This is a genomic window from Georgenia sp. Z1344, assembly GCF_057652375.1.
Genome location: NZ_CM172728.1, coordinates 863,133 through 883,079, shown reverse-complemented (window position 1 = coordinate 883,079; position 19,947 = coordinate 863,133). Strand labels below are relative to the sequence as shown.

Here is a 19,947-nt window from a genome sequence, read left to right as displayed (position 1 = left end):
GTGCGCTCGCTCCGTGCCATGTCGCCGCCGTCCCGCCGAACGTGTCCGTTCGTGCTCGTTCGTGTCGAATGATGGCTGAACGCTGGCACAGGTGTGACGAGATGCGCAAGGGTGTCGGCGTGTCGCGCGGGACGATGCCGTCCGGCGTTCGTGAGATCCGTGCGTCGTCCGGGCCCACGGTGGCGCGCGACGACCTAGGTTGGCCGGGTGGCGTGGGAGGACCTGCTGCTCGCGGACCTGTCCGGCGAGCTCGAGGCGGAACGGCGGGCGGAGCAGCTCGCGGAGGCGGGCGAGCTCGTCGAGGCGGAGGCCGCCACGGTCACGCTCGAGGTCCGCTGGCGGGCGCGCACGGGTGCCGAGCTGTCGATCGCGCTACCGGGTGGGGACGACGTCGCCGGCACCCTGCTCGACGCCAACGCTCACTGGCTGCTCCTCGCCCAGGGGGAACGCCGCGCCCTCGTCCCCGCGCACGCCGTGGTCGCGGTGCGCGGGCTCGGACGGACGGCGGGGGCCGCAGGCGTGGTCGCCGCCCGGCACTCGTTCGCCGCCGCGCTGCGCAGGATCGCGCGCGCCGGCTCGGTCGTGCGGCTCGACGACACGGCCGGCGGACGCACCGGCCGGATCGTGCGCGTCGGCGCCGACCACCTCGACCTGCTCACCGACCCGGGCGCGCACGTGGTCGCCGTCGCGCTCGCGGCCGTGCACGTGGTGCGGACGGCGTGACCACCCCGGCGCCGGGGCGGGTGGGTCAGCCCTCGGCCGACTCCTCGACCGCCTGGTCGGCCGGCCTCGCCTCCGCCTGCGCGTACAGGCGGGAGATGTACGCCTCGAGCTGGACGTCCTCGATGCGCCACAGTCCCTTGCCGCCGATCTGCACGCCGACGAGCTCCTTGCTCCGCAGGAGGGCGCGCACCTGCGAGACCGAGAGCTGGAGCTGCTCGGCGACGTCGGCGATGGTGAGGAAGCGGGCCACGGGTCCAGTATCGCCGCTTCGGCGGCCCGGCGCGTGCAGGATGTGGACGGAAGGTCGCGCGGCGCGTCGCGGTGCGGGGCTGTGGATGACGCCGGCGGGCCCGGTCGGGGGCCGGGACGATGGGCCGACGTGCCAGGTGAGCAAGGGGGAGCTCGGATGACGGAGAACGCGGGGACGGCCCGGCGGATGCGACGGCCCGGGTGGCGGGACCCACGCCTCGGCGTGGGCGTGCTGCTCGTGGCGGCCTCGGTCGGGATCGGCGTCTGGGCGGTCGACAGCGCGGGCGGGACGACCGAGGTGTGGGCGGCCGCCGACGTCGTCACCCCGGGCGAACGCCTGGCGGAGGCCGGCCTCGAGGTCGTCGAGGTCAACGTCGGGTCGGCGGGGGACCACTACCTCGTGGCCGACGGCGACCTGCCCGACCACCTCGTGGCCACCCGTCTCGTCGGGGCCGGCGAGCTCGTCCCGCTCGCCGCGACGGGTGAGGCGACCGAGCAGGACCTGCGCCCCGTCGTCGTCCCGGTCGGTGCCGCGCTGCCGTCCGGGCTCGGGGCAGGCTCGACCGTCGACCTCTGGCGCGCCCCGAGGGCCGCCGTCGGGGACCGCTCCGAGGAGGTCGCGCCCCCGGTCGTCCTCGCGCCCGAGGTCCTCGTCGTCGACATCGGCACCGAGGAGGGCGTGTTCGCCGCGACGGGCGGGGCGAGCGTCGAGCTCCTCGTCCCCGCCGAGCTCGTCGAGGACGTCCTCGGCGCGGTCGCCGCGGGCGAGGAGCTGACCGTGGTCCCGCACCACGCCGCCGGTGTGGAGGGCTCGTGAGCCACGGGATCCTGCTCGCGCTCACCGAGGGCGAGGCCGAGGTGGTGCGGGCGATCGACGCGCCCGGTTCCGGCGCGCGGGTCGTCCGGCGGTGCGCGGACCTGCCCGAGCTGCTCGGCGGGGTCGGGGCCGGGATCGGCACCGTCGCCGTGGTCGGCAGCCGGGTGGACGGGGTCGACCGCGCGTCGATCGGACGCCTGGTCGCGGCGGGTGCACGCGTGCTGCTCGTCGGCCCGGCCGCGGAGGCCGGCCGGCTCGCCCAGCTCGGTGCGCACGCGGTGGCGGCGGAGTCGGACGAGCCGGGGACGCTCGCCGCGATGGCGATCGCTCTCGCCCGAGGTGAGAACGTCCGGGGGCGGCCGGGCGAGCGGGTGCCCGGTCGCCCGGGGGACGGGGCCGCGGGCCCGGGCGGACACGCGCCCGACGGCGACAGGCCACCGCCGGCGGGCCTCCCGACCACGGTGGCGGTCCCGGACTCGGTGCCCGAGGCCTGGACCCGCGAGGGCGCCGGCGGCCCCAGAGGTCCTTCCGCACACGGAGGCGGGAGCGGGAGCGGGGCCGGGAGCGCACGCAGGAGCGGGGGTGACGCGGGCTCGGGCGGTGGTGACGAGGCGGCACCCCGGACACCCGAGCGGCCGACCAGCCGGCGCGCGCTGCACCGCCCCGACGCCCCGGCCCGGCCGGCCCTCGGGGAGGACGCCGGGCCGGACGGAGCGGCGACGCCGTCGGAGGCGGGCCGTCCGGACGCCGCGGCGGGCGGCACGGCGGCCGGCTCCCCGTCGTCCCGCCCCGCTGACCAGGCGTCTCCGGAGCCGACCTCGCCGGAGCCGACCTCGCAAGGTTCGGGCGCTTCGGGTTCGGGAGACCCGGGCGGCGACACGGACGACGCGGTCATCTCGGAGGTGCCGTGGTGGTTGTCCTCCGGCGGCAGCTCACCCACGGTTCCGGCGCCGACGCCCCCCGCGGGCACCCCCGAGGAGGTCGTGGACGAGGCCGGACCGCCGCCCGTCATCGAGCCCGAGGAGGCGCCGGGGCGGATCGTCGTGGTCTGGGGCGCGCGCGGTGCGCCCGGCCGCACGACCCTCGCCGTCAACCTCGCGGCGGAAGCCGCCGCCCTCGGCGTCCGTGCGGTGGTCGTCGACGCGGACACCGAAGCGCCGGCGCTCGCCCAGGTCCTCGGGATCCCCGACGACATCTCGTCGATCGCGGCCGTGACGCGTCACGCGACGCACGGCCGCCTCGACGCCGACGTCGCGCGTTCCGCCCTCGCCGAGGTCTCCGACAACCTCCGTGCGCTCACAGGCCTGACCAGGCCCGACCGGTGGCGCGAGCTCGAGACCGCATCGCTCGAGTCGGTCTGGGAGGTGCTCCGCGAGGTCGCGCCGCTCGTCGTCGTCGACGTCGCCGCCGGGGCCGAGCAGGGTGACGGGACGGACTTCGGACCGGTCCGCCACCAGGCCACGCTGTCGGCGCTCGCCGCCGCGGACGAGGTCGTGGTCGTGGGCGCGGGCGACCCGGTGGGAGTGCGCCGGCTCGTGCTCGCGCTCACCGACCTGCGCGAGCGGGACCTCGCCCCGGACGCCCGACGCAGCGTGGTCGTCAACCGCGTGCGCCGGGCCGCCGCCGGGCCCGACCACGAGCGCGCGGTCCGCGAGGCCCTGTGGCGCTACGGCGGCGACCAGGAGCCGGTCCTCGTGCCCGACGACCCGTCGACCGCCGACGCCGCGCTGCTCGCCGGCGCGACCTGGCGCGAGCAGTCGCACTCGAGCGCGGCACGCAAGGCGGTCGAGGCCCTCGCCCGGCGCGTGCTCGACCTCCCGGCGGGCAGCACCACGCGCTCGCGCTGGTGGCGGCGTGGCGCGCGACCCGCGCCGACCGTCGCGGGATGATCGCCCCGTGCGCATCTACCTGCCCGCGACGCCCGCCGAGCTCGCCGCCGACCCCGCCGCCACCCGCGCCCACGCCGTGACGGCCGACCTCGTCTCCGCCGTGCCGGACGAGGACGAGGAGGGGCTGGAGGTCATCGCCCTCCTCGCCGCCGCGGACGACTCCGTGCGCCGCCTCGCCGAGCTCGGCGAGGGCCCGCCCGCCCGGCGGGTCGTCCTGGCCGCCGACGTGCCCGAGGGTTCCGCGACGCCCGAGCCCGGCGACCTGCCGAGCCTCGTGCGGCTCGACGCCCCGATCGGCTGGGAGTCGGTGGCGGCGATCCACGTGGACGAGGAGTCCGCCGAGGTCGAGGTCGCAGCGGCGGTGGCCGGGGACGACGACGCGTTCGAGCGCGTCGCCGAGCTCGACCTCCTCTGGTTCGACCCTTCCGAGCGTGCCGCGATCCTCGGCGCCTGACCTGCGCGATCGGGGCGCCCGTCCGGCGTCCTGACCGACCGTCCGGCTCCCGGACCGGCAGGAGGGCCAGCGGCCGCGACGTTCAGTCGCCCGCCCGGACCGTCAGCGTCGATCCTCGTCCGTCGCCGCGGTGGCGCACCGTGACCTGGTCGGGGATCCGTTGCTTGAGCTCGGCGACGTGGCTGATGAGGCCCACCGTGCGGCCGTGGTCCCGGAGCGCGCCGAGCTCGTTCATCACCGAGTCGAGGGTCTCCGGGTCGAGGGTGCCGAACCCCTCGTCGACGAACAGGGTGCCGAGCTCGATGCCGCCGGACTCGGCGCCGACCACGTCCGCGAGACCGAGTGCCAGGGCGAGCGAGACGTAGAAGGTCTCCCCGCCGGAGAGCGTGCGGGTCGCGCGCGGGGCGTCGGTGTGAGTGTCGAGCACCTCGAGCCCGAGCCCGACCGCGCGGGCCCGGACGCCTTCCTCCCGGTCGTCGGTGCGTCGGAGCACGTACCGGCCCGCGGACATCGACGCGAGGCGGTCGTTGGCCGCGGCGAGCACCTCCTCGAAGCGGCGGAGGAGCACGTAGGTGGCGAGGGTGACGCCGGTCCGGGACTCGCGACCGGCTGCGAGGTCCGCCACGCGCACGAGCGGCGCATCGGCGAGAGCGCGGGCGGCGTGCCGCTCGAGCTCGGCCCGCAGCGTCTCGACGGCGCCGGTCGTGCTGGTCAGGGTGCGGCGCGCGGCGTCGTGGGCGGCGGCGGCCGCCTCGAGGACCGTGGCGGCGTCCTCGCGCGCGGCTGCCGCGGCCGCGGGGTCGGCGCTCGCGTCCTCCGCGAGACCGGCGATCTCGGTCTCCGCGAGGCCGGCCGTCACCCGGGCCGTCTCGGCCTCGTGGTGGGAGACCCGGCGCTCCGCGGCGGCCCGCTCGCCGTCGGGCAGCACGGCGGCGCGGGCGCTCGCGGCGTCGGCGAGCTCGGAGGCGGCGAGGTCCGCCGCGGCCCGGTCCCGGGTGTCCGCGGCCGCGCGGCGGCGGTCGAGGAGCGTCCGGACGGCCTCGGCGAGGCCGCGCGCCCGTGCGGCGCGGGTGCCGAGCGCCGCGGCCCGGTCCGCGACCGACCCGTGGGCGCCGCGGGCGGCGACGACGGCCTCCTCGTCCTCGGTGAGGGCGGCGCGCAGCGACTCGATGGCCGCGATCAGCGACGCCCGCTCGGTCTCGTCGGCCGTGCGGAGCTCCGCCTCCCGCGCCGCGCGGACGTCGTGGGCGGCCAGCGACTCGTCGAGCCGGACCACCTCGGCGGCCTGCTGCTCGGCGAGGCGCACGGCCTCCCGGGCGGCGGTGAGCGCCTGCGTGGCGTCGTCGACGCTCCGGTCCCCGGCGGCCTCCGCGGCGGCACGGACCTGCTCCTCGGCCGCGGCCCTCGTGGACGAGGCGGCCGACAGGGCGCGGTCGGCGCCGGCGCGCGACTCCTCGGCCGCCGCGAGGTCCTCCTCCCCGACGGGGCTGTCCGAGTCGGGGCTCGGGGCAGGGTGGTCGAGCGACCCGCACACCGGGCACGGCGCCCCGTCCGTCAGCTCGCGCGCGAGCCGGCCGGCGACCTGGTCGCGCCAGCGGGCGCGGAGGTCGTTCTCGTGCCCCTGCGCCTCCTCGGCCGTCGTGCGGGCCGCGTCGAGCGCCTCGGTCGCGGCGGCGAGCTCCGCGCGGCGCCGCTCGGCCAGGCGAGCGGCGGCGAGTCGCGTCTCGGCGTCGTCGGTCGCCGCGCGTGCCCCCGAGAGCTCGGCGGCGGCGTTCTGCGCCGTCGCCCGACGCTCGACGATCGCCGCCCGCGCCTCGGGCAGGCCGGCGAGGACGGTCGCCCGGTCGGCGAGCCGGCGGTCGAGGTCGCCGACTGAGCGCTCCGTGGCCGCGAGGCGCTCCCGGCGCGCGGCGAGCCCTGCCTCCGTCGCGACCAGCGCGGACAGTCGGCCCTGCTCGGCGGTCGCCCGCTGGCGCTCGTCCTCGAGCCGGTCGGCGTGCGCGGCGAGGTCGGTGTCGACCTCGGCGTCCGGGTCGGCGGCCGCCCCGGTGTCGAGACCGGCGTCGACCAGGACCGAGTCGACCAGGCCCGAACCGACGGGGCTCGTGCCGAGGGGGTCGTCGCCCCCGCCCTCCCCGCCGCGGGGAGCGTCCGCGACACGAGAACGACCCTCGACACGTGAAGCCTCGTCGTCGCGGGCCTCCCGCGCCTCCCGGACGCGCCGGTCGAGCCCCTGAGCCGCACCCTCGAGCGCCTCCCGCGCGCGGTCGGCGGCATCGAGCGCGACGACGACGGGCCGGGCGCCGGCGTGCGCGGCCAGGGCGGCGCGGGTGCGGGCGACGTCCTCCGCGGCCGCGGCCAGCTCGTCCCGGCCCGCGCGCAGGGCGGTGCGCCGCTCGATCGCCCGGGCGACCTGGCGCTCCGTGTCGAGCGTCTCCTGCGCAGCGCGGTCCGCTGCCCGGGCCGCCTCGTGCGCGGTTCCCGCGGCCGCCCGCTCGTCGGTGAGCCGCGCGAGCAGGGGCCCGACTATCGCCTCGACCCCGTCTGCGTCGAACGCCTCCGCGGCGGCCACGAGCGCCGCACGCTCCGTCTCGCCCGGCCGCGCGTGCTCGGCGACCGCCGAGGCGGCGCGGCCGGCGGACTGCGCCGCACGCTCCGTCGAGGCGCGAGCCTCCCGGGCGCGGTCCGCGAGGAGTGACTGGACGTCGTCGTACAGCGAGGTGGCGAAGATCTGCCGGAGCACCTGCTGGCGGTCGGCCACGCCGGCGCGGAGGAACCGCGCGAACTGCCCCTGGGGGAGCACGACCGTCTGCGTGAACTGCTCCTTGGTCAGGCCGAGGATCGAGCCGAGCTCGGTGCCGACCTCCTGGACGCCCGCCGAGACCGGCTCGCCCGGCGGGTCCTCGCCTGCGGGGACGCCCGAGAGGTCGTCCGACGCGAGCCGCCACAGGCGCGCCGTGGGGTTGACGGTCGTCGTGCCGCTCCCGCGCTGCTTGGGGCGCTCGAACGACGGCGTGCGGCGGATCCGGTAGACGCCACGGGCGGTCGACAGGACGAGGTCGACCACCGGCTCGACGCCGGGCTCCGCGTGCTGCGAGTGCATCCGCGAGCGGTGCGACCCCCCGGAGTCGGCCACGTCGCCGTACAGCGCGAACACGATCGAGTCGATGATCGTCGTCTTGCCCGAGCCGGTCGGCCCCTCGAGGAGGAAGAGGCCCGAGGCGCCGAGGGCGTCGATGTCGATCGTGTGCCGGCCGGGGAACGGCCCCACGGCCTCGATGGTCAGGCGGTGGAGCCGCATCAGGCGGACCTCCGCATCGCCTCGGCGGCCTCGACCGCGGAGCCGAGCGCGGCCCGCTCGGCGGCCGTCGCCTCCGCCCCGCCCGCGTCGGCCACGAACTGGGCGGCGATCTCGACCGGGTCCTCCGCGGCCGTCACCCGGACCGGGCCGCCGAGCGGCACGGCCCCCTCGGGCTCGTGGGCGAGGACGAGCAGGTGGGGGAGGTGGTCGAGGAGCCGGGCGCGCATGTGGGCGGGCCGCGCGGCGTCGGTGACGGTCACCCGCACGTGGTCCTCGGCGTGGTGGTCGAACGCCCCCGAGGTCAGCTCGTCGATCGTCCCGCGCAGCGTGGTCAGCCGGCGCAGCACGGGAGCCTCGACGAGCTCGGGCTCCGAGCCCGGCGCGCCGAGGTCGACGAGCACGCTCGACTTCACGTGGTGCTCCTCGGAGAACGAGAACGCCACCGGCGAGCCGGAGTACCGCGCCGGCACGTCCCCGCCGACCCGCTGCGGGCCGTGCAGGTGCCCGAGCGCCGCGTAGTCGATCGTCGCCTCGGGATGGGCGAGCGCGCCCGAGGGCACCACCTCGACGCCGCCGACCCTCAGGTCTCGCTCCGACTCGCTCGCCTGGCCGCCGGCCACGAACGCGTGCGCCATGAGGACGGCGGGCACCCGGGTGGGGTCCGCCGTTCGCCGTCGGGCGAGGTCCGCGTGGACGCGGCCCATGGCCGCGGTGACCACCCCCTCGTGGCTGCGCGGCGGCAGGAGCGGTGCGCCGTCCGGCCCGGCCTCGGCGAGGTCGGCGCGCGCCATGTCCGGGTCGAGGTAGGGGAGCGGGTAGACGTAGGCGCCGACCCCGCCGTCCGCGCCGGGAAGGATCGTCGGCCGTGCGACGTCCGCGACCCGGGTGCGGATCGACAGGCGCTCGTCGAGGAGCGCGGCGGAGAAGCCGAGCCGCACGGCCGAGTCGTGGTTGCCCGGCGTGAGGACCACGCGGGTGAGCTCGGTCAGCCGGGCGAGCGCCTCGGAGAGCTGCGTGATCGACGAGGTCGGGGGGATCGCCCGGTCGTAGACGTCCCCGGCGACGAGCACCGCGTCGACCCGCTCGGCGGCCACGACCTCGACGAGGTGGTCGAGGTAGGCCTGGTGCGCCTCGGTGAGGTCGACGCCGTGCAGCGTCCGGCCCAGGTGCCAGTCCGAGGTGTGCAGGATCCGCATGCGCTCACGGTAGGCGGAGCCGCCGACACCGTGCCGGCGTCGTCACCAGGGCGGGCGCGTCACGAGGGCGAGCGCCGGTGCCCGGTGCCGGGCCGGTTCTCAGTCCTCCTGGCCCGAGAGGATCTCGAGCACGAGGTCGTGGAGGTGCCCGTTGGTCGCGACCGCGTCGGACCCCCACGGGCCGTCCTCGCCGTCGAGCGAGGTGAACCGGCCGCCGGCCTCGGTGATGATCGGGACGAGCGCGACCATGTCGTGCAGCGCGAGCTCCGGCTCGGTCGCGATGTCCACCGCGCCCTCGGCGAGCAGCATGTAGCTCCAGAAGTCGCCGTAGGCGCGGGTGCGCCAGCACTCCTGCGCGAGCGAGAGGAAGGCCCGCAGCCGGCCGCGCTGCGCCCAGCCGCCCAGGGACGAGTAGGACAGGGAGGCGTCGGCGACCTCGGGCACGGCGGAGACGTGGATCTGCCTCGCCGAGGACAGGGAGCGGCCGGTCCAGGCGCCGGTCCCGGACCCCGCCCACCAGCGGCGCTGGAGCGCCGGGGCGGAGACCACGCCGAGCACGACCTCGCCGTCCTCGACCAGCCCGATGAGCGTGGCCCACACGGGGACGGCGCGGACGAAGTTCTTCGTCCCGTCGATCGGGTCGATGACCCACTGCCGCTGGGAGTGGCCGGTGGCGCCCATCTCCTCGCCGATGATCGCGTCGCGCGGGCGGGTGCGGGCCAGCTGGGCACGCACGAGCTCCTCCGCGCCGCGGTCGGCATCGGTGACGGGGGTGAGGTCGGGCTTGGACGTGACCTCGAGGTCGACGGCGCCGAACCTCGCCGTCGTGTGGGCGTCCACCTGGTCGGCGATCACGTGGGCGAGGCGCAGGTCGTCGTCGATACGCCTGGTGGGGCCGGTGCTCATCGCTCGACCGTACCCGGCCCGCCGTGCAACGCCGCCGCCAACCGCCGGAAGGACTCCAGGCGCGCCGCGCGCGCGTCCGCCGCCACGCCGTCCGCCGGGTGCGCGCCCGCCGTGCCGCCGCCCGCCGCGTCCGTCCCGGGCTCACGGGCCCCGACCACCCATGCGTCGAGCGCGCAGTCGGGGGAGTCGGCCGCGTGCGTGCAGCCGCGCGGGCACTGCTCGGCGGCCTCCGCGAGGTCGGCGAACCCGGCGAGCAGGGAGCCCGCGGAGACGTGGGCGAGCCCGAACGAGCGCACCCCCGGTGTGTCGATGACCACGCCCCCGCCGGGGAGCTCGAGCGCCACGGCCGAGCTGGAGGTGTGCCGGCCCCGGCCCGTGACCTCGTTGACGTGACTCGTGGCGCGCTCGGCGTCCGGGACGAGCGCGTTGACGAGCGTCGACTTGCCGACCCCGGAGTGTCCGACGAGCACGGTCGAGCGCCCGGCGAGCAGCTCGCGGACCTCGGTCAGGCCGTCGTCCCGGGCGGGCGTACCCGTCGCCCCGGAGCCGTCCGTCGCCGCGGGCACGTCCGCCGGCCCGGCCGTGTCCTCGCCCGCCGTGTCCATGCCCCCGACGACGACGAACCGCGCGTCGAGCGCCGCGTACGCCGCCAGCAGCTCCTCGGGCCCGGTCAGGTCGGCCTTGGTGAGCACGAGGAGCGGGTCCATCCCGGCGTCGTAGGCGGCCACGAGGAACCGGTCGATCATCCGGGGCCGCGGCGGCGGGTCGGCGAGCGCGGTGACGATCGCCAGCTGGTCGGCGTTGGCCACCACGGGCCGCTCGACCCCGACCGTGTCCCCGTCCTCGGCGCTGCGCCGCAGCACGGTCCGCCGCTCGCGGACGGCCACCATCCGGGCGAGCGTGTCGACGTCGCCGGTCACGTCTCCCACGAGGGCGACCTCGTCCCCGACGACGATCGCCGTCCGCGTCCGGTTGAGCTCGCGCGCCTTGACGGCGGTGACCCGGGTGCCCTCGGCCGTCCGGACGCGGTAGCGGCCGCGGTCGACCGCGAGCACGGTCCCGTCGGTGGCATCCTCGTGGGCGGGCCGGGTCTTCGTGCGCGGGCGCGTCCCCCTCCCGGGGCGGACCCGGACCCGCTCGTCGTCGGTCCCGACGTCCCGGCGGCTCACGCGCGCGACCTGCTCATCCCAGCAGCGCGTTCCAGCGCGGGACGAAGTCGGGGATGGTCTTCGCCGTCGTCCCCACGTCGCGGATCCCGACCCCGTCGACCCGCAGCCCGAGGATCGCCGCGAAGGTCGCCATGCGGTGGTCGCCGTACGTCTCGACCGTGGCGCCGTGGAGGAAGGCGGGCTCGACGACGATGCCGTCCTCGGTCTCGTGCGCCGCGCCCCCGAGCCGGCGCAGCTCCGTGACGATCGCGGCCAGGCGGTCGGTCTCGTGGCCGCGCAGGTGCGCGATCCCGTGCAGGTGGGTCGGGGTCGTCGCGAGGGCGGCGACGGCCGCGATCGTCGGGGTGAGCTCCCCGACGTCGTGCAGGTCGACCTCGATGCCGCGCAGGTCGCCCGCGTCCGGACCGGTGACGGACAGGACGTCCTCGGCCGGCCAGTCCACCTCGGCGCCCATCATCGCGAGCAGGCCGGGCATCGCGTCGCCCGCCTGCGTCGTGCTCGTCGGCCAGCCCGGCACCCGCACGGTCCCGCCCGTCACGGCGGCCGCGGCGAGGAACGGGCCCGCGTTCGACAGGTCCGGCTCGATGGCGACCTCGCCGCCGCGGACCGGCCCGGGGGAGACGACCCAGCGCACCGGCACGCCGTCCTCCTCGTGCACCTCGACCTCGACCCCGCGCTCGCGCAGCGTGGCCACCGTCATCGCGACGTGGGGGAGCGAGGGCATGGGTGCGCCGACGTGCCGCAGGTCGATCCCGCGCGCGAAGGCGGGCGCCACGAGGAGGAGGGCGGAGACGAACTGCGACGACGACGAGGCGTCGACGTCGACGACCCCGCCCTCGACCCGGCCGCGCCCGTGGACGGTCAGCGGCAGGACCTCGGACCCGGGCCCGCCGGCCGCGTCGACCTCGATCCCGAGCCCGCGCAGGGCGGCCACGAGCGGTGCCATCGGGCGCACGCGCGCGTGCGGGTCGCCGTCGAGCCGGGTGTCCCCGGGGGCGAGCGCAGCGAGCGGCGGGACGAACCGCATGACCGTGCCGGCGAGTCCGCAGTCGATCGACGTGCCGCCGACGACGGGGCCCGGCGTGACGCGCCAGTCGGTGCCGACGTCCTCGACGGAGGCCCCGAGCGCGCGCAGCGCCTCGGCCATGAGCAGGGTGTCGCGCGAGCGCAGCGGGCGGCGCAGGAGGGTGGGACCGTCCGCGATCGCGGCGAGGAGCAGCGCGCGGTTCGTCTGGGACTTCGAGCCGGGGACGTCGGCGGTGGCGTCCAGGGGGCCGCTCGAGCGCGGGGCGGGCCAGATGTCGGAGGTGGTCACGTGCCCAGGGTAGGGCCCCGGCCGGCGGCGGGACATGGCCGTCGCCGCCGGCCGCACCGGGCTCAGTCGGTGTACTTCTCCTTGACCTCGGCCTTGGCCGCGCGGATCTCGGCGCGCTGCTCGAGGCTGTTCCCGAGCTTCCAGCGCAGCGACGGCTCGCCGCCTCGGTCGGCGGCGGCGGTGAACAGGCCGCCCACGAGGCCCGCGTAGGCGAGGAGGTCGGACGTCATCTCCTTGCGCTCCTCGCCCTCCGCGGTCCACACGGGGTTGCGCGCGACGGCGACGGGGGCCGAGACGAGGGCGAGCGTGAAGGCCGCGGTGCGCGGCTTGCGGCCCGTGGCCAGCGCGAGCGCGGACACGGTGGTGACGACGCCGAGGGCGCGCGTGAGCAGCTCGGGCGCGGCCGTGACCTGCTCGGGGACGCCCAGCTTCTCCAGTGTCGGCCGGATGCGCTCCACCTTCTCGGCGTGCTTCTGCGGCTTGGTGACGGCCCCGATGCCGTCGGCCAGGAAGGGCGCGGCGAGCAGGGGGCGGGCGATGATCGCGTGGAGGCTCATGTCACCATTCTTGCCACATCCGGGGCCGCGAGGCACGCGGACGGAATACATCGGCACCGCCACCTGGTTGTCCAGGGCATGAGCATGGCGACCCTCGAGCGGCCCGTGGCCCGCCGCGGTCTAGTCTGGGCCGGGATGACCACCGACGACGCGCCGCGCACCGGCGCCGTGACCACGCCCGACGACGTCGGGGAGGATCTCGACCGCGCGCCCGCGGGCGAGAGCGACGACGACCGGGCCGCCCGGTTCGAGGCCGAGGCGCTCCCGTACATCGACCAGCTCTACGGCGCGGCGATGCGGATGACCCGCAACCCGTCCGACGCCGAGGACCTCGTGCAGGAGTCGTTCACCAAGGCGTTCGCCGCCTTCCACCAGTACCGGCCGGGGACGAACCTCAAGGCCTGGCTGTACCGGATCCTCACGAACACCTACATCAACACGTACCGCAAGAAGCAGCGCGAGCCCATGCAGACCGACGCCGACGCGGTGGAGGACTGGCAGATGCACGCGGCCGCCTCGCACACGTCGACCGGGCTGCGCTCGGCGGAGACCGAGGCGCTGGAGTCCCTGCCGGACTCCGAGGTCAAGGACGCGCTCGCCGAGCTGCAGGAGGACTTCCGGCTCGCGGTGTACCTCGCCGACGTCGAGGGATTCGCCTACAAGGAGATCGCCGAGATCATGGGGACCCCGATCGGGACCGTCATGTCCCGCCTGCACCGCGGGCGCCGCCAGCTGCGCGAGCTCCTGGCCGACCACGCCCGCGAGCTCGGTATCCGGACGGAGGTGACCAAGTGACCACGCCCTACGACGACGACGCACTCGCGGACCGCATCGTGCGGGCCGTCGAGGCGGACGTGCCCGCGGGCCCGTGCTCCTGCGAGGAGCTGACCGACCAGGTGTACGAGTTCATCGACGCCGAGCTCGGCGACGCCCACCGGGAGCGCCTGCGGCGGCATGTCCAGACGTGCGAGACCTGTCGCGGCGAGGTCGACGCCGCCGCGCACGTGAAGACGATCCTGCGCCGCTCGTGCACCGAGCAGGCGCCGGAATCGCTGCGCGCGCGCATCGTCTCGCAGCTCTCGGTCGTCAGCGTGACGGTCGAGCGCCGCTGAACGAGCGGGCTGCCCGCGGTGCCGCGCACCGCGCTGTGCGCGCAACCCGCGTCACGCACGGCACCGTCGCGCCCGTCCGCGCCGTGTGGGAGGATGGCCCGTCCAGTCCTCCCGCGCAGCGGGAGACCTCCGAGTCCTCGAGGAGCACTCATGTCCAAGCGCGGACGCAAGCGGAAGGCCCGCAAGAACGGCGCTGCCAACCACGGCAAGCGGCCCAACGCCTGATCGCGACGACGGCCCCCGGCGATGCCGGGGGCCGTTCTCGTCCGTGGGGGAGCGGGGCGGCGGGCGGTGCAGCGGGCAGGGGGCCGCGGGTCACCGACGATCCGGGACGACACGGCGGTGCCGCCTAGGCTGACCGCATGCGTGCCGCCACCGTCGTCAGCCAGGATCCGGACGAGCCGCTCGCGGGTCTCGTCGTCGGGGACGTCCCCGCGCCCGACGTGCCGGAGGACTGGGTGCGCGTGAAGGTGCGCGCCGCCGCCCTCAACCACCACGACCTCTGGTCGCTGCGAGGCGTGGGGCTGCCCGCCGACCGGCTCCCGATGGTCCTCGGCTGCGACGCGGCCGGCGTGACCGACGACGGCCGCGAGGTGATCGTGCACTCCGTCGTCGGCGACCCGGCGTGGGAGGGCGACGAGACCCTCGACCCGGCGCGGACCCTGCTCTCGGAGCGGTACCCCGGGACCCTGGCCGAGCACGTGCACGTCCCCGCGCGCAACCTCGTCGACAAGGCGCCGGAGCTCTCGTTCGCCGAGGCCGCGTGCCTGCCGACCGCGTGGCTGACCGCCTACCGGATGCTGACGACGGTGGGTCGGGTCCGCGCGGGGGAGACCGTGCTCGTCCAGGGCGCGACCGGCGGGGTTGCGGGCGCCGCGATCTCGCTGGCCCGCCTCATGGGCGCTCGGGTCGTCGCCACCTCGCGGAGCGAGGCCGGTCGCGCGCTGGCCACGGAGCTCGGCGCGCACGAGGTGCTGCCGAGCGGCGGGCGGCTCACGGAGCGGGCCGACCTCGTCGTCGAGTCGGTGGGCCGGGCCACGTGGGGGCACTCGCTGCGGTCGCTGCGTCCTGGCGGGCGGGTGGTCGTGTGCGGCGCGACGTCGGGCGACGCGCCCCCGGCCGAGCTGAGCCGGGTGTTCTTCCGGTCGCTGGCCGTGCTCGGCTCGACGATGGGCACGCGGGACGAGCTCGAGGCGCTCCAGCGCGCGCTCGTGGCCACCGGCGTGCGGCCGCGCGCCGAGGTGATCGGTTCCCTCGACGCCGTGCCCGAGGGGCTCGTTCGCATGGAGCGGGGCGAGATCGCGGGCAAGCTCGTCGTCGAGCCCGCCCCCTGACCCGTCGAGAGTGCGGTTCGTTCCCGTCGAGACTGCGGTTGGGAGCCGCCCTCACGTGTCGAGAGTGCGGTTGGGAGTCGCCCCCTACTTGTCGAGAGTGCGGCTGAGCCGGCCGAGACCGGTCAGGCCGCGCGGTCCTCGGCGCCGAGCCAGCCGTGCCAGCCCTCGTGGAGGACGAGCCACGCGAGCAGCCCGTACCCGGCCTGGCCCGGCACCACGCCGTTGCCGCCGTACATGTCCGCGAGCCACTGCTCGTGGGAGCGCAGCGGCTCGAACGTCTCGACGTAGGGCACGTGGCGGCGGCGGCACACGTCCGCGAACGCGTCCGAGACCGTGCCGAGCGCGCGCTCGTCGACCCGGAGCCGGGGCGGGGGACCGACCACGAAGGTCCGCACGTCCGAGGCCGATGCGGCGTCGAGGACGTTTGCGAGGTTGAGCCGCGAGCGCGCGGTCGAGACGCCGGAGGTGACGTCGGAGGCGGAGAGGCCGATGACGAGCCGGTTGTCGTCGAGGGCGTCGAACCGGCTCGCGGTCTCGCTCTCCCAGCGTGCGGCGAGGTTCGTCGAGGTCTCTCCGGGCACGGGCAGCGCGGCGACGAACGGGTCGACCTCGTGGCGCGTCCGCGCAAGGACGCGGCCGACCCAGCCCAAGGCCCGCGCGTCCCCCTGTCCCGCCACCAGCTCGTCGCCGAGCACGCAGATCCGCACGCCGTCGCTCATACCCCTCCTTCACCGGGCCCCGTCGTGCACGGGGACGCTCCATCCTGCCCCACCGCTGACACGCCGCGGGCGGCCACCCCGTGAGGAGCGGCCGCCCGCGGCGTCGTCGCTCGACCGTCAGCGCGCGAACGCGTCGGCCACGAGCTGCGCGTTCTCGGCCGCGTGGGTCTTCGCGGAGCCGGCCGACGGGGAGGCCGCCGCCGGGCGCGAGACGAGCTTCATCGGACGGCCGAACACGTGCAGGTTCGCCGCGAGGAAGGGCCACGCGCCCTGGTTGGCGGGCTCGTCCTGGACCCACACGAGCTCGGCGTCACCGAACGGCTCGATCGCCCGGAGGACGTCCTCGGTCGGGACCGGGTAGAGCTGTTCGAGACGCACGATCGCGGTGCGGGTGTCGCCGGCCTTCTTCCGGGCCGCCGCCAGGTCGTAGAACACGCGCCCCGAGCACAGCAGCACGCGGTCGACCTGTCCGCCGCCCGCGACCACCTGCTCGTCGACCTCGCCGATGACGCGCTGCAGCGCGCCCTCGGTGAAGTCCTCGACCGACGACGCGGCCGCCTTGAGGCGCAGCAGCTGCTTGGGGGAGAAGACCACCATGGGGCGGCGGGGCTGCGCGTACGCCTGCTGTCGCAGGAAGTGGAAGTAGTTGCCCGGCGTCGAGGGCTGGACGAGCAGCATGTTGTCCTGCGCCGCCAGGGTGAGGAAGCGCTCGATGCGTGCCGAGGAGTGGTCCGGCCCCTGCCCCTCGTAGCCGTGGGGGAGGAGCAGGACCAGCGAGGAGGACTGCCCCCACTTCTGCTCGGCCGAGGAGATGAACTCGTCGATGATGATCTGCGCGCCGTTGGCGAAGTCGCCGAACTGCGCCTCCCACAGCACGAGGGCGTCGGGCCGCTCGATCGAGTAGCCGTACTCGAAGCCCATCGCCGCGTACTCGCTGAGCGAGGAGTCGTAGATCCACAGCTTTGCCTGGTCGGGGGTGAGGAAGCGCAGCGGCGTCCACTCCTTGCCGTCGACGTTGTCGTGGAAGACCGCGTGCCGCTGGACGAACGTGCCGCGCCGCGAGTCCTGGCCCGCGAGGCGCACCGGGGTGCCCTCCATGAGCAGCGAGCCGAAGGCGATGAGCTCGCCCATGCCCCAGTCGATGCCGCCCTCCTTGGCCATCTTCACGCGCCGCTCGGTGAGCTGCTTGAGCTTGGGGTGCAGGGTGAAGCCCTCGGGCACCCGGGCGTGGGCCTCGCCCACGCGCTCGACGACCGCGGGGCTCACCGCCGTCGACCAGCCGACCATGAGGCCGGCGTCCTCCTGCTGGGCCGACGGCTTCTCGAGGCCGGCGACCGAGTCGCCGCCGTCGCGCCCGTTGCGGTCCTTCGACGCCGCGAAGCCCTCGTCGAGGGTGCGCTGGAACTCCGCCATCGCCTCGGCGCTCTGCTCCTCGGTGATGTCGCCGCGCCCGATGAGGGACTCCTGGTAGAGCGTGCGCACCGACTTCTTCTCGTCGATGAGGCGGTACATCACCGGCTGCGTCATCGAGGGGTCGTCGCCCTCGTTGTGGCCGCGCCTGCGGTAGCAGACGAGGTCGATGACGACGTCCTTGTGGAACTCCTCGCGGAACTCGAACGCGAGCTCGGCCACCCGGGCGACCGCCTCGGGGTCGTCGCCGTTGACGTGGAGGACGGGGATCTGCAGGCCCTTGACGATGTCGGACGCGTAGTAGGACGAGCGCGACGACGACGGCGAGGTCGTGAAGCCGATCTGGTTGTTGACGATGACGTGGACCGTTCCGCCCACGCGGTACCCGGGCAGCTGGGAGAGGTTGAGCGTCTCGGTGACCACGCCCTGCCCGGCGAACGACGCGTCGCCGTGGATGAGCACCGGCAGCACCGAGAACCCCTTGTCGCCGAGGTCGATGCGGTCCTGCTTCGCGCGGACCACGCCCTCGAGGACGCCGTCGACCGCCTCGAGGTGGGACGGGTTCGCGGCGAGGTAGACGCTCGTGACCCCGCCGTCGGGCGACTCGTGCTTGCCCTCCGTGCCGAGGTGGTACTTGACGTCCCCCGACCCGGCGAGGTCGAAGTTGCCCTCGAACTCGCCGAAGATCTGGGAGTAGGACTTGCCGGCGACGTTCGCGAGCACGTTGAGCCGGCCGCGGTGGGGCATGCCGATCGCGACGCTGTCGAGCCCCTCGGCGGCGGCGCCGTTGAGGATCGTGTCGAGCAGCGGGATGAGCGACTCGCCGCCCTCGAGGGAGAACCGCTTCTGGCCGACGAACTTCGTCTGCAGGAACGTCTCGAAAGCCTCGGCCTTGTTGAGCATCGAGAGGATCCTCAGCTGCTGCTCCGAGGACGGCTTCGCGTAGGGCCGTTCGAGTCGCTCCTGGAACCACGTGCGCTGTGCGCGGTCGGCGAGGTGCATGTACTCGATCCCGACCGTGCGGCAGTACGCGTCCCGCAGGTTGTTGAGGATCTCGCGCAGCGTGGCGCGGTTGCTCCCCCCGAACCCGCCGGTGGGGTATTTGCGCTCGAGGTCCCACAGGCTCAGCCCGTAGTTCGTGATGTCGAGGTCCGCGTGCATGCGCTGGCGGTAGGAGATCGGGTCGGTGTTCGCCATGAGGTGGCCGCGGGACCGGTAGGCGTGGATGAGCTCGGCGATGCGGGCGGGCTTGCCCAGCTCGGTCTCGGCGTCGAACTCCGTGTCCTTCTTCCAGCGCACGGGCTCGTAGGGCACCTGCATGGCGACGAACACGCGGTCGTAGAAGCCGTCCTCGCCGAGCAGCTTCGTGGCGATCGCCCGGAGGAACTCGCCCGACGCCGCGCCCTGGATGATGCGGTGGTCGTAGGTCGAGGTGAGGGTGAGGATCTTCGAGACGCCGAGCCGGGCGATCGTCTGCTCGGAGGCGCCCTGGTACTCGGCGGGGTAGTCCATCGCGCCGACGCCGACGATGACGCCCTGCCCGTTCATCAGGCGGGGGATCGAGTGGACGGTGCCGATGCCGCCGGGGTTGGTCAGCGTGGCGGTCGTGCCCTGGAAGTCCTCGACCGTCAGCTCGTTCGTGCGCGCCTTGGCCACGAGCGCCTCGTAGCCGGCGACGAACTCGGCGAAGTCGAGGGTGTCGGCCTTCTTCACGCTCGGCACCACGAGGGTCCGGGTGCCGTCCGGGCGGGGCAGGTCGACGGCGAGCCCGAAGTTGATGTGGGCGGGCCGGACGAGGGCGGGCTTCCCGTCCTCGGTGCTCCCGTAGGAGTTGTTCATGTCCGGCACCTCGGCGAGCGCCTCGACCATCGCGTAGCCGATGAGGTGCGTGAAGGACACCTTGCCGCCGCGCGAGCGCGTGAGGTGGGAGTTGATGACGAGGCGGTTGTCGACCAGGACCTTCGCGGGGACGGCGCGCACCGAGGTGGCGACGGGGATCTCCAGCGAGGTCTCCATGTTCTTCGCGGTGCGTTGGCTCGCCCCGCGGAGCTTGACGACCTCGTCCTCACGGCCCTCGCTGTTGTACCGGGCGATCGGCTTGGACGAGTCGCGGTAGGTGGCCGTCGCGGCCTGCGCCTCGACCGGCGGGGCCGGCGGGAGGTCGCCGCGGACGACCTGGACGGCGGAGTCGGTCGGGCGGCCCTGGGGGTCGGCCGGCCGGGTCTGCGGCTCGGGTGCGGACGAGACGTGCTCCGTCGGGGCGTCCTGCGGCGCCGGAGCCTGCTCGGCCCGACCCTCCGGGGCCGGGGCCTGGGCCTGGGCCGGGGCCTGCGCCGGAGCCGCCGGCGTCGACCGGACGGGGCTGCCGGCGGCGGGAGCCGCGGGCGCGGCAGCAGGCGCGGCGGGCACCTGAGCCCGGGCGGCAGGGGCCGGCTGCGCCTGCGCGGGCTCGCCCGCCGCGCGCTCGGCGAAGAACGTCTGCCACGACTCGTCGACCGACGTGGGGTCCTGCCGGTACCGCTCGTACAGCTCCTCGATGAGCCATGCGTTCGGGCCGAAGTTGTCGTGATCCTGGGTGGACACCGTGGGAAACCGCCTTGTTCCGAGTCGTGGGGGAGCGCGTTCTGCCGCCGTTCAAGGTTAGGGCGAAGCAGTGCCGAAACCCCAGCCACGCGCGGTTTCGGGCCGGAGTTCGGGTGTTCGCGGGCGCCGCGGGGGCCCACGTCCCAAGCAGCGGCAAAGACCCACCCTGGGGCGTGCCGTGCGATGGTCCCGATCGTCCTGCTGCCGGACTGT

At 75.6% G+C, this 19,947-nt stretch carries 17 protein-coding genes; 8 read left to right on the top strand and 9 right to left on the bottom strand.

The window, feature by feature from the left end:
- Nucleotides 1-207: 207 nt before the first annotated feature.
- Entirely contained in the window at nt 208-723 is a 516-nt protein-coding gene (locus AC24FB_RS03885) for a hypothetical protein (protein WP_425714562.1), read from the top strand.
- A gap of 25 nt (nt 724-748) precedes the next feature.
- Here AC24FB_RS03885 and AC24FB_RS03880 read toward each other — a convergent pair whose 3' ends face one another.
- Complete coding sequence (locus AC24FB_RS03880; RefSeq protein WP_425714561.1) at nt 749-973, bottom strand: helix-turn-helix domain-containing protein; 225 nt, start codon at nt 971-973, stop codon at nt 749-751.
- A 156-nt stretch (nt 974-1,129) separates the two neighbouring features.
- On the opposite strand from AC24FB_RS03880, the gene AC24FB_RS03875 reads away from it, so the two are divergent.
- Genes AC24FB_RS03875 through AC24FB_RS03865 form a run of 3 tightly spaced genes read left to right on the top strand, consistent with a single transcriptional unit; the run spans nt 1,130 to nt 4,132 of the window.
- Nucleotides 1,130-1,789, top strand: coding sequence for a hypothetical protein (locus AC24FB_RS03875; RefSeq protein WP_425714560.1), 660 nt, complete (start codon nt 1,130-1,132; stop codon nt 1,787-1,789).
- A complete protein-coding gene (locus AC24FB_RS03870) occupies nt 1,786-3,678 on the top strand; it encodes a CpaE/TadZ family protein (RefSeq protein WP_425714559.1) in 1,893 nt (630 codons plus the stop codon). The genes AC24FB_RS03875 and AC24FB_RS03870 overlap by 4 nt, the downstream gene beginning before the upstream one ends.
- Before the next feature lie 7 nt (nt 3,679-3,685).
- A complete protein-coding gene (locus AC24FB_RS03865; RefSeq protein WP_425714558.1) occupies nt 3,686-4,132 on the top strand; it encodes a DUF6912 family protein in 447 nt (148 codons plus the stop codon).
- An 82-nt stretch (nt 4,133-4,214) separates the two neighbouring features.
- Here AC24FB_RS03865 and AC24FB_RS03860 read toward each other — a convergent pair whose 3' ends face one another.
- From AC24FB_RS03860 to AC24FB_RS03835, 6 genes are all read right to left on the bottom strand, one after another.
- Nucleotides 4,215-7,433 (bottom strand): AAA family ATPase, encoded by a 3,219-nt coding sequence (locus AC24FB_RS03860; RefSeq protein WP_425714557.1) that lies wholly within the window; start codon nt 7,431-7,433, stop codon nt 4,215-4,217.
- Nucleotides 7,433-8,629, bottom strand: coding sequence for an exonuclease SbcCD subunit D (locus AC24FB_RS03855; RefSeq protein ID WP_425714556.1), 1,197 nt, complete (start codon nt 8,627-8,629; stop codon nt 7,433-7,435). Before AC24FB_RS03855 ends, AC24FB_RS03860 begins: the two co-directional genes overlap by 1 nt.
- Before the next feature lie 99 nt (nt 8,630-8,728).
- Nucleotides 8,729-9,535, bottom strand: coding sequence for a histidinol-phosphatase (gene hisN, locus AC24FB_RS03850; protein ID WP_425714555.1), 807 nt, complete (start codon nt 9,533-9,535; stop codon nt 8,729-8,731).
- On the bottom strand, nt 9,532-10,704 hold the full coding sequence (rsgA, locus tag AC24FB_RS03845) for a ribosome small subunit-dependent GTPase A (protein WP_425714554.1): 1,173 nt from the start codon (nt 10,702-10,704) through the stop codon (nt 9,532-9,534). Before rsgA ends, hisN begins: the two co-directional genes overlap by 4 nt.
- Before the next feature lie 13 nt (nt 10,705-10,717).
- The gene (gene aroA / locus AC24FB_RS03840) at nt 10,718-12,055 is read right to left on the bottom strand and encodes a 3-phosphoshikimate 1-carboxyvinyltransferase (RefSeq protein ID WP_425714553.1); all 1,338 of its coding nucleotides are present in this window, start codon (nt 12,053-12,055) and stop codon (nt 10,718-10,720) included.
- Between the two features lie 26 nt (nt 12,056-12,081).
- Nucleotides 12,082-12,576, bottom strand: coding sequence for a DoxX family protein (locus AC24FB_RS03835; protein WP_425714552.1), 495 nt, complete (start codon nt 12,574-12,576; stop codon nt 12,082-12,084).
- 135 nt (nt 12,577-12,711) lie between these two features.
- On the opposite strand from AC24FB_RS03835, the gene AC24FB_RS03830 reads away from it, so the two are divergent.
- The 4 genes from AC24FB_RS03830 to AC24FB_RS03815 all read left to right on the top strand — a co-directional run bounded on the left by AC24FB_RS03830 (nt 12,712) and on the right by AC24FB_RS03815 (nt 15,022).
- Entirely contained in the window at nt 12,712-13,371 is a 660-nt protein-coding gene (locus AC24FB_RS03830) for a sigma-70 family RNA polymerase sigma factor (protein ID WP_463652775.1), read from the top strand.
- Nucleotides 13,368-13,688 carry a mycothiol system anti-sigma-R factor gene (gene rsrA, locus AC24FB_RS03825; protein WP_425714550.1) on the top strand — a complete coding sequence of 107 codons (321 nt, stop codon included), beginning with the start codon at nt 13,368-13,370 and terminating at the stop codon, nt 13,686-13,688. The genes AC24FB_RS03830 and rsrA overlap by 4 nt, the downstream gene beginning before the upstream one ends.
- Before the next feature lie 150 nt (nt 13,689-13,838).
- Nucleotides 13,839-13,913: a 50S ribosomal protein bL37 gene (locus tag AC24FB_RS03820; RefSeq protein ID WP_425714665.1), complete on the top strand. Its 75-nt coding sequence runs from the start codon at nt 13,839-13,841 to the stop codon at nt 13,911-13,913.
- A gap of 137 nt (nt 13,914-14,050) precedes the next feature.
- Nucleotides 14,051-15,022, top strand: a complete 972-nt coding sequence (locus AC24FB_RS03815; protein ID WP_425714549.1) for a zinc-binding dehydrogenase — start codon at nt 14,051-14,053, stop codon at nt 15,020-15,022.
- A 122-nt stretch (nt 15,023-15,144) separates the two neighbouring features.
- Here AC24FB_RS03815 and AC24FB_RS03810 read toward each other — a convergent pair whose 3' ends face one another.
- Both AC24FB_RS03810 and AC24FB_RS03805 read right to left on the bottom strand, forming a co-directional pair.
- Nucleotides 15,145-15,741, bottom strand: coding sequence for a GDSL-type esterase/lipase family protein (locus AC24FB_RS03810; RefSeq protein WP_425714548.1), 597 nt, complete (start codon nt 15,739-15,741; stop codon nt 15,145-15,147).
- Between the two features lie 117 nt (nt 15,742-15,858).
- A complete protein-coding gene (locus AC24FB_RS03805; RefSeq protein ID WP_425714547.1) occupies nt 15,859-19,734 on the bottom strand; it encodes a multifunctional oxoglutarate decarboxylase/oxoglutarate dehydrogenase thiamine pyrophosphate-binding subunit/dihydrolipoyllysine-residue succinyltransferase subunit in 3,876 nt (1,291 codons plus the stop codon).
- Nucleotides 19,735-19,947: the final 213 nt, after the last annotated feature.

What these genes read in the sequence shown, in the direction of transcription:
- AC24FB_RS03830 (WP_463652775.1), top strand. Translation starts at nt 12,712, where the DNA reads ATGACCACCGACGACGCGCCGCGCACCGGCGCCGTGACCACGCCCGAC.
- AC24FB_RS03875 (WP_425714560.1), top strand. Translation starts at nt 1,130, where the DNA reads ATGACGGAGAACGCGGGGACGGCCCGGCGGATGCGACGGCCCGGGTGG.
- AC24FB_RS03860 (WP_425714557.1), bottom strand. Translation starts at nt 7,433, where the DNA reads ATGCGGCTCCACCGCCTGACCATCGAGGCCGTGGGGCCGTTCCCCGGC.
- AC24FB_RS03810 (WP_425714548.1), bottom strand. Translation starts at nt 15,741, where the DNA reads ATGAGCGACGGCGTGCGGATCTGCGTGCTCGGCGACGAGCTGGTGGCG.
- AC24FB_RS03855 (WP_425714556.1), bottom strand. Translation starts at nt 8,629, where the DNA reads ATGCGGATCCTGCACACCTCGGACTGGCACCTGGGCCGGACGCTGCAC.
- AC24FB_RS03815 (WP_425714549.1), top strand. Translation starts at nt 14,051, where the DNA reads ATGCGTGCCGCCACCGTCGTCAGCCAGGATCCGGACGAGCCGCTCGCG.
- AC24FB_RS03835 (WP_425714552.1), bottom strand. Translation starts at nt 12,576, where the DNA reads ATGAGCCTCCACGCGATCATCGCCCGCCCCCTGCTCGCCGCGCCCTTC.
- aroA (WP_425714553.1), bottom strand. Translation starts at nt 12,055, where the DNA reads ATGTCCCGCCGCCGGCCGGGGCCCTACCCTGGGCACGTGACCACCTCC.
- hisN (WP_425714555.1), bottom strand. Translation starts at nt 9,535, where the DNA reads ATGAGCACCGGCCCCACCAGGCGTATCGACGACGACCTGCGCCTCGCC.